The sequence below is a fragment of the Parasediminibacterium sp. HNIBRBA5674 genome, assembly GCF_056745525.1.
This window is the reverse complement of record NZ_JBQWIE010000020.1, coordinates 1-15,392: the sequence shown is the minus strand read 5'-3', so window position 1 is coordinate 15,392 and position 15,392 is coordinate 1. Positions and strand designations below refer to the sequence as shown.

Annotated in this window: 14 protein-coding genes; 3 read left to right on the top strand and 11 right to left on the bottom strand. The window is 37.3% G+C overall.

Features of this window, described 5'->3' with window-relative positions; genetic code table 11:
• Positions 1 to 60 precede the first annotated feature (60 nt).
• On the top strand, positions 61 to 1,968 hold the full coding sequence (locus ACT9TX_RS10995) for a RecQ family ATP-dependent DNA helicase (protein ID WP_481338339.1): 1,908 nt from the start codon (positions 61 to 63) through the stop codon (positions 1,966 to 1,968).
• Positions 1,969 to 2,006: 38 nt separating this feature from the next.
• Here ACT9TX_RS10995 and ACT9TX_RS10990 read toward each other — a convergent pair whose 3' ends face one another.
• The 10 genes from ACT9TX_RS10990 to ACT9TX_RS10945 all read right to left on the bottom strand — a co-directional run bounded on the left by ACT9TX_RS10990 (position 2,007) and on the right by ACT9TX_RS10945 (position 12,857).
• A complete protein-coding gene (locus ACT9TX_RS10990) occupies positions 2,007 to 2,804 on the bottom strand; it encodes a hypothetical protein (protein ID WP_481338338.1) in 798 nt (265 codons plus the stop codon).
• A gap of 133 nt (positions 2,805 to 2,937) precedes the next feature.
• Positions 2,938 to 5,322: a carboxypeptidase regulatory-like domain-containing protein gene (locus ACT9TX_RS10985; RefSeq protein WP_481338337.1), complete on the bottom strand. Its 2,385-nt coding sequence runs from the start codon at positions 5,320 to 5,322 to the stop codon at positions 2,938 to 2,940.
• Positions 5,323 to 5,405: 83 nt separating this feature from the next.
• Positions 5,406 to 6,002, bottom strand: a complete 597-nt coding sequence (locus ACT9TX_RS10980; RefSeq protein WP_481338336.1) for a Crp/Fnr family transcriptional regulator — start codon at positions 6,000 to 6,002, stop codon at positions 5,406 to 5,408.
• Between the two features lie 172 nt (positions 6,003 to 6,174).
• Positions 6,175 to 6,723 carry a protein adenylyltransferase Fic gene (fic, locus tag ACT9TX_RS10975; protein ID WP_481338335.1) on the bottom strand — a complete coding sequence of 183 codons (549 nt, stop codon included), beginning with the start codon at positions 6,721 to 6,723 and terminating at the stop codon, positions 6,175 to 6,177.
• Between the two features lie 232 nt (positions 6,724 to 6,955).
• Positions 6,956 to 7,393, bottom strand: coding sequence for a hypothetical protein (locus ACT9TX_RS10970; RefSeq protein WP_481338334.1), 438 nt, complete (start codon positions 7,391 to 7,393; stop codon positions 6,956 to 6,958).
• 3 nt (positions 7,394 to 7,396) lie between these two features.
• Entirely contained in the window at positions 7,397 to 7,936 is a 540-nt protein-coding gene (locus ACT9TX_RS10965; RefSeq protein WP_481338333.1) for a DUF2867 domain-containing protein, read from the bottom strand.
• Between the two features lie 73 nt (positions 7,937 to 8,009).
• Positions 8,010 to 8,210 carry a hypothetical protein gene (locus ACT9TX_RS10960; protein ID WP_481338332.1) on the bottom strand — a complete coding sequence of 67 codons (201 nt, stop codon included), beginning with the start codon at positions 8,208 to 8,210 and terminating at the stop codon, positions 8,010 to 8,012.
• 194 nt (positions 8,211 to 8,404) lie between these two features.
• Positions 8,405 to 9,088: a PQLLE family protein gene (locus ACT9TX_RS10955; RefSeq protein WP_481338331.1), complete on the bottom strand. Its 684-nt coding sequence runs from the start codon at positions 9,086 to 9,088 to the stop codon at positions 8,405 to 8,407.
• A 398-nt stretch (positions 9,089 to 9,486) separates the two neighbouring features.
• Positions 9,487 to 11,889, bottom strand: coding sequence for an endopeptidase La (gene lon, locus ACT9TX_RS10950; RefSeq protein WP_481338330.1), 2,403 nt, complete (start codon positions 11,887 to 11,889; stop codon positions 9,487 to 9,489).
• 386 nt (positions 11,890 to 12,275) lie between these two features.
• Positions 12,276 to 12,857, bottom strand: a complete 582-nt coding sequence (locus ACT9TX_RS10945; protein ID WP_481338329.1) for a porin family protein — start codon at positions 12,855 to 12,857, stop codon at positions 12,276 to 12,278.
• Positions 12,858 to 12,995: 138 nt separating this feature from the next.
• Here ACT9TX_RS10945 and ACT9TX_RS10940 point away from each other — a divergent pair, with 138 nt between their 5' ends.
• On the top strand, positions 12,996 to 13,274 hold the full coding sequence (locus tag ACT9TX_RS10940; protein WP_481338328.1) for a TIGR03643 family protein: 279 nt from the start codon (positions 12,996 to 12,998) through the stop codon (positions 13,272 to 13,274).
• Positions 13,275 to 13,371: 97 nt separating this feature from the next.
• Here ACT9TX_RS10940 and ACT9TX_RS10935 read toward each other — a convergent pair whose 3' ends face one another.
• Positions 13,372 to 14,616: a metallophosphoesterase gene (locus ACT9TX_RS10935; protein ID WP_481338327.1), complete on the bottom strand. Its 1,245-nt coding sequence runs from the start codon at positions 14,614 to 14,616 to the stop codon at positions 13,372 to 13,374.
• 129 nt (positions 14,617 to 14,745) lie between these two features.
• On the opposite strand from ACT9TX_RS10935, the gene ACT9TX_RS10930 reads away from it, so the two are divergent.
• A complete protein-coding gene (locus ACT9TX_RS10930; RefSeq protein WP_481338326.1) occupies positions 14,746 to 15,360 on the top strand; it encodes a metal-dependent hydrolase in 615 nt (204 codons plus the stop codon).
• Positions 15,361 to 15,392: the final 32 nt, after the last annotated feature.

Here is a 15,392-nt window from a genome sequence, read left to right as displayed (position 1 = left end):
GATTTAATATTTCACGTCTCACCTTTGACTTTTCACCTCTAACCTTTCGCTTTTCACCATTTGTCTACACCACATCACATATTACAACAGTACTGGCAGCACAACGCTTTTCGTGGTGAGCAAGAAGCCATTATTACTGCTGTGCTTGCGCAAAAAGATTGCTTAGCATTACTACCTACAGGTGGTGGTAAGTCCATCTGCTTTCAAGTGCCAACGATGTTGATAGATGGGCTTTGCTTAGTGATTTCGCCATTAATAGCTTTAATGAAAGACCAAGTTGAAAACCTACAAAAGCGAGGTATTCAAGCATTGGCTATACACAGTGGTATGAATTTTTACGAAGTAAAAGAAACACTTGAAAAAGCGGTAAGTGGTGACTATAAATTTCTCTACGTATCGCCTGAAAGACTTGAAACCAATTTATTTAAAGAGCATGTTCATGCAATGAATATTTGCTTAATAGCAGTAGATGAAGCACATTGTATTAGCCAATGGGGTTACGATTTTAGACCATCTTATCTCAACATCAATAAGCTACGTGAAGCTTTAGACAAAGTGCCCATTATTGCATTAACAGCATCTGCAACACCTACGGTACAAGAAGATATTATTAGCAAACTACAACTTGCAGATGGGCTGATTTTTAAACAAAGTTTTGAGCGGCCAAATCTATCTTACTCGGTATTTAATGTAGATAGCAAAATCAACAAAGCGGTCACTATTTTAACCAATGTACTTGGCAGTAGTATTGTGTATTGTAGAAATAGAAGTCAAACCAAACTGGTGGCGCATTTACTATCGTTGCAAAACATTTCGGCAGATTATTACCATGCAGGTTTAAGTAACCAAGAACGTAACGAAAAGCAACAACAATGGATCAATAATAAAACGAGGGTAATGGTTTGTACCAATGCTTTTGGTATGGGTATAGACAAGCCCGATGTACGAACAGTCATTCATTACGATACGCCTGATTGCTTAGAAAATTATTACCAAGAAGCTGGCCGTGCTGGTAGAGATGGCAAAAAATCTTACGCTATTTTATTGTACGATGATAAAGATGTGACAAGCTTACAAGCCTTGGCAGACATACGTTTTCCCGTGATGTACGACATTAAAAAAGTGTACCAAGCACTTGCAGATTTTTTACACATACCTGTGGGTGCAGGCGAAGGCATGTACTACAGTTTTGACTTAATCAGCTTTACCAAAAACTTTCAGCTAAACATTATTATGGTAATGGCTATACTGAAAGCATTGGAACAAGAAGGATATATCAGTTTTAACGAGTCGGTATTTCTACCATCCAAAGTGCAGTTTATCGCACCCAAAAATGTACTGAACGATATAGAACAAAGTCACCCCAAGTTAGACACTGTGGTAAAATGTTTATTACGCAGTTACAGTGGTATTTTAGACAACCAAACATCTATCAGCGAGAAGCAAATAGCCAAACTAACACGCCTTACAGAAGCTGATGTAAAAGCAATATTAGAGCAACTACAAGCCTTTGGCATTGTACAATACACACCACAAAAAGAAAGCCCACAACTGCACTATTTTACCAACCGAGCACCTGCACAATACTTAGTATTTAATCAAGCTGCCTATCAGCAACGTAAACGCATTTACCAAGAACGTGTAGATGTGATGTTGCAATATTTACAACTTACCAAGCAATGTAGAAGCCAATACATTTCAAAGTATTTTGGTGACGGTACCGCACAAGGTTGTGGCATTTGCGATACCTGTTTGGCTAATAAAACCAATGTATTATCTGCCAAAGCATTTGCCCTTATTCAACAACAAATAATGCAAGTAGTAAAGGCTAATACTAGCATTAACGTTACTGAATTACTAAAGCAACTACAACCTACTAACAAGCATCATATTTGGCAAGTGTTGTTGTTTTTGCAAGATCAAAAACGTATTACCATTAACAACTTGAATGAGATAACTGTGGTGTAAAAGTGAAAAGAAACACAGAGCAAGAAAGCAAAGAAGCGTTAAACAACAACTTCCTTTTTCACTTCGTCTTGTTTGTATTTTACTAATGGCAAACCTTTTAAAGCCCTTACTAAAAGCAAACTTACCAGCACAAAATAAATAGCTGATACTACAATAATACCACTTGGCTTTTTGAAAATAAAATAACCTGCCAAAGGCAATAACTGCAAGGCATGCATACCAAAGAAATGAGCGATACGCAAGTCGCCATAATGCTTGCTCCAGTTTACAATGGGCAAGCCTTCGCTACCATCAGCAGCACCAATGGTATGCGATAATCTCGCACCCATCATACCACCTTCAAACGCAAAAATGACAAAGCAAATAATGCCTAAACGAATGCCCCATAAATAGCCCAAAGGAATGGTTACAGGTTGCACTGTAAAAAATTGATAGCCTATAAAAAGCGTCCATAAAGTGAGTATGCTTATAGCTATACCCATCAATGTAAACAAGCTACCGTACAAAGCCGATGACACATTGAAATGTGACAGTCTACCATTAGCAGCTTGCCAAGTAATAATCACCAACTCAATACTCATCACTATTACTACCATTACGCTGTAACTATTGGCAATACTAGGTTGTTGCAGTTCAAATACGAGCCAGCCCATCGTAAAGCAAAATAGCCATACACTGAAAAAGAATTTCATAGGCTTTATAAATGCATTGATATTATTAACCTGAATGTTGGTTGTTTTAGTAAGTATGGCGCATACCATACCGCCTACAAAACATAGCCATCCATACCAAAAAAGTAAGGGATTGCGTTGCTGTAATTCATAAAGCCACTGCATAGTGATGCGATTTAAGTTGATAAATATTTCGCTAAATAATTTTTGCTCGCAGAATACGCAGAATGCACGGAAAATTCAGCGATTTCTGTGCATTCTGCGAGAGAATTATATAAACGTAATTCTGACACAAAATTTAAAACTGTATTCTGTACAATAAGTCTGGGAAGAAGCCAATTTGATTCACCTCGCCTATTTGTTGCCTTTCAGGATTGTATCTTCTTAAGAAAATGTTTTGCTGATTGGTAACATTCTGTAAGTCTAAGTAAAAGGTTTGGCTCATTTTTCTTTTACTACTATTGATGCGAAAACCAAACTTAGTATCTAATCTAAAGTAGCCTTTCAATTGGTCTGTATTATATCGTGTTTCATCTAGCACTTCTTTGTTAGCAGCTATTGAAGCGGCTAAATTCACAGGTGTAGTATATCGGCCACCAAGCGCTGTCAGCTTTACATCAAACGTAAAAGCGTTCTTATTGGCTTTGCCCATTTTCCATTCTTTACCTGCCAATACATTGGTAGCATAACCATAGTTAAACGTGGTATTTCTTTCTACACCATCGCTGCCTTTGTAAGTAGATTTAAAAATAGAACCTGTGGTTAAAATATAAAACCCTTTGCTTAAAAACTTCTCTATGGTTAACTCTACACCATAGTTTTCGCCAGTACCATTATTTACCAAACCTACTTTTTCAGGAAAGGTGAAGTCTGCACCTGCGTTAAGCATACTAAACCCTGTTGCCGCCTTTTCTACAGGTACATCGTACAAATATTGATAGTAAGTTTCTGCTTTAATGCGCCAATCATTCTGCAATCTTCTTTCATAGCCCAACACAAAATGGTGTGCTTTGGTAAAGGCTAAATCTCTATTGCTTTTATCTATTACACCACCATTGGTTTGCTGAAAAAGGTACACTGGCAAAGGCTGTAGCTGGCCATGCAAGCCATAGTTAAATAGCACCGTGTTGCTATTATTAATTTGATAAGCCACACCAAATCTTGGTTCTACAATACTGCTTTTGTTAAGTGTAAAATACATACTGTGCAAGCCCCCCGTAATAGTGAAAGCATTACTAGGCTTGTATCTTACTTGGCTATAGGCTTGTAGTAATGTACTGTTGCCATCATAATCTTGCTGCACGTTAAAAACGGCTGTACTAGATTGTCCTTCACGAGAAATGACTTTTGATTTGGCATTGTATGCCTCTACCAACACACCTGTGCGCCAGTTGAGCTTTGCACTAAATTTGGTATTTAAAAAACTAGAAAAACGTAGTGTTTTACTTTCTGTATTTGACTGAAAACTTAACCAACTACTTGTATAATTAAGTGGTAAGCTATACTGGTATTGCGCTACATCGCTTTTGGTAGCTGCATAAGACAAAGCAGAACGCAAGTACGATTTTTTACCCACGTCTATTGTATGCTTTGCACCTAGCACAAAGAAGTTGCTTTTTACATAAGTGTCTTGGTCTTTTCTAGAGTAAAAATCTGTGGTATCTGTATCCTTACCCAAAAAGTCAATGCTACTAATGCCGCCCATACCAAATAGGTTTAACTTACCTGCTTTGCCTTTGGCAAATTGAATATTATACACCCAATCTTGATACTTAGGCACTGCACTTGTACCTACTTTTAAGCCAAGGCTTTGGCCTATTTGTACAAATGAATAGCGATAGCCTACCATGTAAGATGCACCATTTTTATTCTTGCTCAAAGGCCCTTCTAGCATGGCTTCTAAGCCAGAAAATAAGTTTACTTGTAAGGTTTTCTCATGCTTTTCAGTATTACCAGTTCTTAACTGAATATCAAATACAGCTGCATTAGCATTGCCGTATTCAGCAGGAAAAGCACCCGTATAAAAGTCAGATGTTTTTAAGGCATTGGTATTTAATGCCGATACAGGACCACCTGTAGTACCAGACGTAGAAAAGTGGTTAGGGCTTGGTGTAGGCAAGCCTTCTAAGCGCCAAAGCACACCAGCAGGCGAGTTGCCACGTACCACAATATCGTTTCTGCTATCGCTGCTAGAAATTACGCCAGCAAAGCTACTCACCAGTTTACTTGGGTCGTTTCTGCCCCCTGCAAAGCGGGTTACTTCTTCCATACTAAAGCTTCTACTGCTTGCACCTGCAAACTCATTACTCGCATTACCTTTTTTAATTCTGCTGCTGCTTACGGTTATATCGGCTAGGCGTTTTACTTCTTGTTCCAGAGCAATATCCATTACCACTTCTTTGCCCGCAGTTACTAGCACTTCTGGTATTACTGCCGTTTTATAGCCAATAATAGATACCATAATGGTTACCCTGCCTGTAGCTACATTGTTAATGGCAAACTGACCACTGCTATTACTTATGGTAGATAAGGTTTTGCCATTGCTTACCACCACAGTAGCACCAGCCAATGGCTTCTCACTTGCCTTATCTGTTACGGTGCCTTTAATGGTTTGGGTAATGTTTTGCGAGAATACTACCAAACTAAAAAGGGTAGTCATCATAAAAATAAAAATGCGCTTCATGTTCGTTTTGTTTGAGATGCAAACATGAAGTAAGGCAACTTATTTTTCGTTGATAAATGTTAAGAAGAATTTGCCAGTAATATTTATTGATAAATATCAATAGACTTTGTCATCATCTTTTTGCGAATGCGACTTAAGTGTTCTGGTGTTACGCCTATGTAAGAGGCAAGCATGTATTGTGGTACACGTTGTAGTAGTTCCGATTCGTTTTTAATCATGTTCTCGTAGCGCTGTTCTGGTGTTAATAGCAGCAAGGCATTGGTTCTATCATTTATCCAAATAAATAGTTGTTCAGCTATTACTCTACCAAACATTTGATACACAGGATAATGCTTGTACAAAAACTGCATATCATCATAACTCAAGCAATGCAACTCAGCGTCTTCTAGCACTTCTAAGTTTTCAAAAGCTGGCTGTCTTTTTAAAAAACTATCGTAAGCAGATACGTATTCATTAGCCCCAATAAAGCCTGTAGAAATTTCTTTACCATCAATTATTTTGTAAAAGCGTAAGAAGCCTACATTAATAAAGTACACATAATTGCATACGTCACCTTGCTTTACAATATAGTCGCCTTTTTTGTAGGTTTTAATGGTCAATCGTTCTTCCAATGCTTGCCAATCCGCCTCAGTAAGATGCGGTATCATGCGGTAATAATAGGTTTTGATGTTTTGAAACATGGCATTAAAACTAATGAATAAAACAACTAGAACAGCGAAATGGTGGGTTAGTTGTAAAGCATCTATTTATCTACAATTGAACTAACTATTACAAGTATTCTATGGCATAAGAGATGCCTTTTATCTGTTGTTCGAGATGCCCTTTGGAACATCTCGAACAGCGGATTGTCATTTAATCTTCTTTTTTATAGCCTTCATAAAAATAAGATTGTTCTATGCCTTTAAAAATTACCTCTCTATTGTTTACATCGGTAGTAAGATGAGCAAGTAGCAAAGTTTTTAATTCTAAATCATTTATGGGGCTTCGTTCCATGGCCTGCATATACAATGCTTTATCTACAAACTGCCAGTTTACTACTTGTTTAAGTTCTTTTTTCAAAATCATATCTAGCCATATTCTGGTGGTTCTTCCGTTGCCTTCCAAAAACGGATGGGCAATATTCATTTCTATATATTTGGCTATTATGTCTTCAAAAGTATGTTGTGCCATCAATTCTATTTTTGCCAAAGCTTCTTGTAGATACAAAGCGTTGGCAAATCGAAAGCCGCCTTTGCTTATGTTTTGCTTGCGTATTTGTCCTGCAAAATCATATAATCCCTCAAACAAATAAGTATGTATTTGTTGCAAACCTTTGGTAGTGCCTATTTCTATAGCATCAATAGCCCCACTTTCAAATAAGCGATACGCATTTTCTAAACTTTGTTTGTCTATGTTTTTCATTTTTGCTTGTGTTTAATTAAAATTCGCTCTCAAGCAGGTCTCTCACCTGTTCGTTATTGTTACTTAGTTTTAAATACCTACTACTTAAACTAAGTGACGGCTTAGATTTCAGTTAGTTCAGATTTGTAATCTGGTTTTACGAGCATTTGGATGTAACATCCTTTGCTCTTAGGAAAGTACAATAAAATTACCAAAGTTCAATTACTTTCATCAGCCCCCACTTGCCACAATACTATGTTGGTGGCAGTGTTTTTTTCGCCGAGTAATTTCTTAGTTCGTCTATTGTCAATGAAAATATGTCCGTCAATTTGTGAATAACAAAAGCATTTTTCTGGTTTCTTCCGTTCTTGTAAGCGGAAATAGTTTGTAATGGATAAAATAATAATCCTAATGTTGCCAATGAAATTGGATAAATCCAAGTTGTTGGAAACCCCTTGCGTCCTCCACTTGATAACTCCCAAGCACTCACTTGAAACTCGCCTTTCCAAGTTGTTGGATAACCTGTTAAAAAGTGATTTATGTCGTGCAGTAATAGAGCTGTTCCGTTTAGGTTTGGGTAACGAAAATAAAATCGTCCAATTTGAGCTTTGTTAAAAGTTTCGCTTGCACCTCCATCAACTGGCAAATTATTTTCTTTCCAATAATTTTTAAGTTCGTCTAAAACTGTCATGGTTTATACTTTTTCTAATTCTTTGATTATTCCTTTCAACATGGTTGGTACGATTAACTTGTGAAATGGCTTGACTGGTAAAAAATATAGCCTACCAAACCAATTGTTAAATTCGGCTACTGTTGAAATAGTTAGATTTTTCTTGGTTGTTTCGATAGAATGATTTTCAATAAATAACGAAACTCTAAAATTCAAATGTTTATCATCTTCACCAATTATAACTTCGCTGTCAGTTCGGTTAAAAACTTTAAACAAACCAAGTTGTTGTCCTGTTTCACAGTTAAAACTATCAAGAAGTTTTTGTCTGTCGGTAGTTTCTCCCGAAGTTTTTAACCCAAAAATTGAAACTATTTTGTTTCTCAAAATAAATAGTTTGTCCACCCATTTTGGACTACTTGTAAAGAAGGCTTTACCAACTTTTTGAGAAGTTATAGAGTTGTTTTCGTCATTTACAGTGCCTACAAAACTATCAATGAAGTCATACTTTTTATTGGCAATATTGAGTGCAGATTGTTCTGGTAAGTCGGATTTTAGTATTGTCATTTTTGTATATAATTGTCTGTTTTGTGTCGTGGTAACATTGCCACCAACTCAAAAATAGCCGAAAGTTTTCATACTAAACAATACCAAATACCCAACTGCTAAAACTTTCGGCAATATATTTTTCAGCATCCCTATTCGCTTTCTCTATCAGGTATCTCACTTGTTCGCTATTGTAACTTAGTTTTAAATGCCTATTTTTTATACCAATTAAAGCTTTAGCACTAATAACACTAGTGGAAAATGGTGCGGATGTGCTGAAAAACAATGGGGACATACTACAAAACGGTAGGGATATACTAAAAAATAATGCGGACTCACCTAAAAATGGCGAGGACGTATAAAAATATGGTGCGGACATACTAGAAAATGGTGGGGAAGCATAAAGAAGTGGCAGTTCACTCTGGAACCGCCACTTTTTACAATTGAATTACAATAAAACTGTTATGAGTTGTTAAAAAATTGGCTTATTTACTCCTTCCAACCCATTTTTTCCCTCAATTGGGGTTCGCCGCTAAGTGCTAGCATAGCGTATTTTTTAAATTTCACAAACCATTCGTCAAATGCATCCCAAGCTTCATCTCTTGTATGGGTGGCTTGCTGTGCTTCACCTGTTTCTTTTGCTTTTATAGGTATCATTGCTTTTAAGGTAGTATAGCCTGTTTGCCCGGCTTGCAGTTTCTCCACAGTAATGCCCCTTGCTACCATTGCTGCTTTGTAGGTATCGTTACTTAATACGCCATCATAAAATAATAATGCCTGGTTGCAGTAACCACTTTCGGGTCTCAGTCGCTTACCTTTCAGGCTCAAGGCATTGGTGGCTGCCAAGTCATCTTCAAAAATTAATTTGCCCCATTTTACATGGCTTAAATAACTAGGATGCAGGCTGGTAGCCAATTTGTCAAAATTTTCAGTGGCTTGGTACTGCTCACCGTACTCTTTTTTCTGTAGGTCATCTAGTTTTTTAAGGGCTTCAAGCTCGGCAGTTTTAGCAGCTATAATGGCTGGTGGGTAGCCGGCTGCGGTAAGCAAGCCTACAATGTTGGCATCGGCAGCATTGGTAAGGGCTGTTAATCGATTGCTGTAATACAAATCGAAGTTTTCGTAGTTGCTATTTTCTGCAACTGGGTCGGTTACTGGTGTGTTTGGTTCCATACGCTTATTTTTTAAAATTATTGGATAAGCTAAAGTAATAATACTTCTGATTGGATAAAAATATTTTTTAGATAAGTATAACGGCAGATAGTGGCAGAAACTTAGCCGTGGTAATTGAGGGCAATTTACCACGGCTGTGATGATTGTTCCATAGGAACAAATGATAGGTAGCCATAATAAATTAGAATTGGGTTGGCGTTCTGTAGAAACGCATGGTGCTGTATTCTCGCATAAAACGTATCTATGGAACGTTCGTGAAAATATCATTTTTCTACCCACCTTTTGTCCCTATGGAACAATAAACCATAGCCCCAAACGCTTATAGGAAACTTGAAAATTAACGCACAAAAAGCCTGCTACTTTAATCGCAGCAGGCTTTTGTAACTTATATTATCTATTTACACCAAAGCTAAATCTAGCACTTGCTGCATGTTTTTTACATAATGAAACGTAACACCTTTAATAAACGCACTGTCTATTTCTTCTACGTCTTTCTGGTTTTGCCAGCACATAATAATCTCTTTTAGGCCAGCACGTTTGGCAGCCAATACTTTTTCTTTAATACCGCCTACTGGCAATACTTGGCCACGTAGGGTAATTTCACCCGTCATGGCTAGGTAAGGTTTTACTTTACGGCCAGTAAATGCAGATGCTAAAGAGGTAAGCATGGTAATGCCTGCGCTTGGACCATCCTTTGGTGTAGCGCCTTCTGGCACGTGCACATGAATGGTTTTCTTACCAAAATCTTCTACATCTATACCGTATTTTTTAGCGTTGGCTTGCAATAGGGTAAGCGCAGTGATGGCACTTTCTTTCATCACATTACCAAGGTTACCAGTTAGTTTCAACTCACCTTTGCCACCATCGCTTAGTACGGTTTCTATAAATAAAATATCGCCGCCCACATAAGTCCAGGCCAAGCCTACCACTACACCCGGCATATTCACCGTTTTGTAGATATCGTTACTATATCTGGCAGAACCTAAAATGGTTTCTACATCATCGGCAGTAACTGGGCTTTTTACTTTTTCGTTCAGCACTAGTTCTTTGGCTTGGTAACGCATAATGCTGGCCAACTGCCTATCTAGCTCACGTACACCACTTTCTCTAGTGTAGCTTTCTATTATTTTATCTAATACTTTGTCGGCTAGTTTTAGGTTTACTTTACCTAAACCATGTGCTTCTTTTTGTTTAGGTACTAAGTGTCTTTTAGCAATTTCTACCTTTTCTTCTACTGCATAGCCGCTTAAATCTATAATTTCTAAACGGTCACGTAAGGCTGGCTGTATGTTTTGCAAATTATTGGCGGTAGCAATAAATAGCACTTTACTTAAGTCGTACTCAAGTTCTAGGTAGTTATCGTAAAAAGTATTGTTCTGTTCTGGATCTAGCACTTCTAGCAATGCAGATGAAGGGTCGCCTCTATGGTCGTTACCTATTTTATCTATTTCATCTAAAATCATTACCGGGTTGCTGGTTTTGGTTTTGCGAATGTTCTGCAAAATTCTACCTGGCATGGCACCAATATAGGTTTTACGGTGACCACGAATTTCACTTTCATCGTGCAAGCCACCCAAGCTTACGCGTACATATTTGCGCCCAACAGCATGTGCTATGCTTTTACCCAACGATGTTTTACCAATACCTGGTGGGCCTACAAAACATAAAATTGGGCTTTTCATATCTCCTTTTAGCTTTAATACTGCCAAATATTCTAGTATGCGGTTTTTAATTTTCTGCATACCATAATGGTCTGTATCCAACACTTTTTTAGCATTGCTTAGGTCGTAATTATCATCGGTATATTCTTCCCAAGGTAGGTCTAGCAACAGGTCTAAGTGGTTGTACACAATAGAATAATCTGGTGTAGATGGGTGCATTCTTTCCAACTTTTGTACGTTGGTATTAAACAAGTTTTTGGCAGCTTCTGGCCATTTTTTGGCTTCAGCTTTCTTCTTCATATCGGCTACTTCACGTTCGTTGCTATCGCCACCAAGCTCGTCTTTAATGCTTTTAAGTTGCTGTTGCAAAAAGTAGTCACGCTGTTGCTTGTCTATTTCTACACGAGCTTTATTGGTTACTTTATCTTTTAGTTCGGCAAATTGTAATTCACGTTGCAGCAAGTGCACTAGTTTTTCAGCACGCTCTGTGATGTCGTGCATTTCAAGCAGGGTTTGCTTTTCAGTTAAATCTGCATTTAGATTACTACTTACAAAATTGATTAAGAAGCCTGCACTTTCTATGTTTTTAAGAATAATACCTGCTTCGGTAGGCATATTTGGCGATAGCTGAATAATTTGCGAAGCCAAATCTTTAATGCTACCTAAGTAAGCTTCAAAGTTTTCGTTCTCTGGATTTTCTTCATCTACAAGTAGTTTTATACTGGCTTTAAAAAACGGATCGTCGCTTAGCATTTCCACAAGCTCAAAACGTTTTTTTCCTTGTATAATGATGGTTGTACCGCCATCGGGCATTTTTATGAGCTTAATAATTTTTGCTACCGTACCTATAGTGCACAAATCTTTCGCTTCGGGGTCTTCTATATTGGTATCTTTTTGAGAAATAACGCCAATTAATTTATCGCCTTTATAAGCTTCGCTTACGGCTTTTATACTCTTGTCTCTACCCACAGTTATTGGCAACACTACACCTGGAAACAACACGGTATTTCTTAGCGGTAGAATTGGCAGTTCATCTGGAATTACGAGGTTTTTATCTTCTATATCATTCTCGTTTATAGGAATTATGGGCATGAAATCCGATTCATCTTCACCCGCAAAAAAGCGCTTGTTTCTAGTCATGTTCAATTATGTTGCAAAATACGGCTGGTCAAGTTGTCACACTACAACAGTATTATTATAAAAAAATTAAGAGTGCTAAGTAAAACAATATTAGTGCCACTACAATATTATGTGTAACGGTGGTACAAAATGGCGGTAAAACGATATTAGTGATTAAATGATTTGAATGATTGAAATGATTAATTTACACTAAAAGGTTGTGTCTATTTAGTTTTTACAAAAAATTTCTTTTGAGAACAAATAATACTATTGGCATTGGATAATAAGTGTTAAAAATCATGCAAATCATTTCAATCATTCAAATCAGTGATAAAAAAATGAAGGCATCGTGTAAAAACACAATGCCTTTGCCTGAAAAACCTAAAATCCAAAACCTAAACCCAAACCTATAGTTTGAAACCAACACCTAGTTGTAGTTGCTGGCTTTTCCATTTTTCTTGATTGCTTACATCGTTAATGTTAGATAAGCCAACATTGTAACGACCGTAAATGCGCAATACACTAAAGTTGAATTGCACACCACCTACCATGCTAAAGTCGCCACTTTTAAATGCGTCTTGACCATTCTGCAAAACCGTTTTATCTTTATTTAGTAAGATAGCAAACTGAGGGCCTAAGTTTAAGGTAACCAACTTGCCTACATTGTAACGTAGCAATACCGGTATAGACAAATAATTAAGGGTAACATCTTGGCTAGAAGGTAGATTAGTACCTACAGCACCAATACCGCTAACAGTTTTACTGGTAGATTGACCAAATAATACTTCGGGTTGAATACCAAATTTTTTATTGAAATCGGCTTCAATAAATACGCCACCTTGATAGGACAGTTTGTAGCCATCTTCAAAAGATTGTCCATCTATTTTAGTGCCATTGGCACCAATTTTAATACCGGCTCTAAGGCCTTGTGCTTGTACCGACACTGCTACTAGTAACAATGCAAGGGTTGAAACGATTAACTTTTTCATGTGCTTATATTGTTTGTTTGAAAGACATTTTCCAATGATTGTGCCAAAGGCGTGTAAATCAGTGTGAAAAATATTTTTTCAATAAGCAGTCAACCGTTTCTGACATACGGTTGTTTGTTGATTATAGATTTAGGATGTATGAAAAATGATTTAACAATTGTAGATACTGACCGCATTATAGAAATGGCATGGGAAGACCGTACACCCTTTGAAGCCATTGAGTTTCAGTTTGGGCTAAGTGAAAAGGAAGTAATAGAATTTATGCGTGCCAATAGCAAACCTAGCAGTTTTAAAATGTGGCGTAAACGCATGGCAGGCCGTAGCACCAAGCACAGAGAACTGCGTGTAGCTGGTGTAGACCGCTTTAAATGCACCATGCAAAAAGCAATAAGCATGAATAAAATAAGTAAGCGATAGAGAAAAAGTGAGCAGTAAGTAGGCTTTAGTGATTAGTAAAGCACTTACTAATCACTACTATTTCCACTAATCATGCTCACTGACTACTTGCAATAAATTAGACTAATTCAATTACTGTAATTTCTGGCAAAATACCCACTCGACCAGGATAGCCAATGAAACCAAAACCACGGTTTACGTACAACTTCTGACTGCCATTTTCGTACAGGCCAGCCCATTGTTTGTACATCCATTTTACAGGGCTCCATTTAAAGTAAGGATTCTCTAGCCCAAACTGCATACCATGTGTGTGACCAGCTAGCATTAAATCAACGTCTTTATAGTCTTTGGTTACTTGATAATCCCAATGGCTTGGGTCGTGGCTCATTAATATTTTAAAAGGAATGTTTTCTGTACCAGGATGTGCATCTTGCATTCTGCCGTATTTAGGAAAACGGCCTTTTGCGCCAAAGTTTTCAATACCTAACAGCGCAATTTTTTCGCCATCTTTTTCAAAAATGGTATGTTCATTCATCATCAATTTCCAGCCAAGTTGTGCATGCACTTTCTTCAAATTTTCAAGATTTTGTTTTTTTGCAGCTTCACTAGGCCACGCTACATAGTCACCATAATCGTGATTGCCCAATGTGCTATACACACCCATTGGCGCTTTTAGGCGATTGAAAACATCTATATAGTCATGCATTTCTTCGTGTCTATCATTTACCAAATCGCCAGTAAACAAAATTAAATCTGGTTTTTCCTTCAATATCATATCTACACCATGATTCACGGCTGCCTTATCATTAAAACTACCGCTGTGTATATCGCTTATGTGTACAATTTTTAAACCTTTAAATGCTTGGGGTAAATTTTTAAATGCCAATGGTACACGGGTAATTTGATACTTGTACTTGTTGCTAAAACCATACAACAAAGTACCAAATAAACCACCACCAATACCTAAGCCCATCCAACTTAAAAACGTAGAACGAGGGATGCTATTTTCTGTAGCAACAGTCTCAACTTGTGAGGTTGAGATTTTACTAAATACAAATGCAAACAACCTGCGAATGTCATCTAGTAAAAAGAAGGTAGAACCAATTAGTTTAGCCAAAAACAAGCCCACCATAATGGCAAACACGTAATTACGGAAGATTTTATTGGTTTGCAAAGCCTGTATATGTGGTAGCGATAAAAGGCTGGCCAATGTGAGCACAGAAATGGTCCAATAACTTATTTGAATAATCCATTTTACTCTTTCTGTAGAGTTTTGGCTAACGGTTTTTATAGCTTGGTACACATAAAAATCTAACAATAACATTAAAAAAGCGATAATCCACAACGTACTTGTATTTCTCATAAAAAACTCTTGTTCAATTAAACTATTAAAATTGGTGATGAATATTTTACAATGATACACCAACAGTTTGCCTTAAAGATTGTTGCTTTGTTGTTACTCTTTTTTAGAAACTATAAAACCAACAATTGTATGACACTTACTTATTTTGGTCAATCTTGTTTTCAAGTAGACGTACAAGGCAAAAAAATATTGTTCGATCCTTTTATTTCGGGTAATCCATTGGCTACCAATATTTCAGCAGATAGCATTGAGGCTGATTTCATTTTTGTTTCTCATGGTCATGGGGACCACGTTGCAGATTTAATAAGCATTGCACAACGCACCAAGGCAACGGTTGTATGCGCAGCAGAAATTGCAGATTGGCTAGGTAGTAAGGGCTTAGAAAATGTATTGATGATGAACCATGGTGGTTATATTAATTTTCCATTTGGGAAGGCTCGTGGTGTAAACGCGGTGCATTCATCTACTATGCCTGATGGTGCAAGTGGTGGCAACCCAATGGGTTTTGTATTTAGCACACCAGAAGGCGATTTTTATTATGCTGGCGATACTGCACTTACGATGGATATGCAGTTAATAACGCTTTGGGCTAACTTGAAATTCTCTGTAATGCCAATTGGCGGTCATTTTACAATGGATGTAGCAGATGCGATTCATGCAGCAGGCTTTGTGAAGTGCGATACAGTGGTTGGTGTGCATTCAGGGCAAACGCATCTAAATTTCTTTAAAGAGTATATTTTCTAAGAACTTATCGTTTAATATACACATCATCCTTT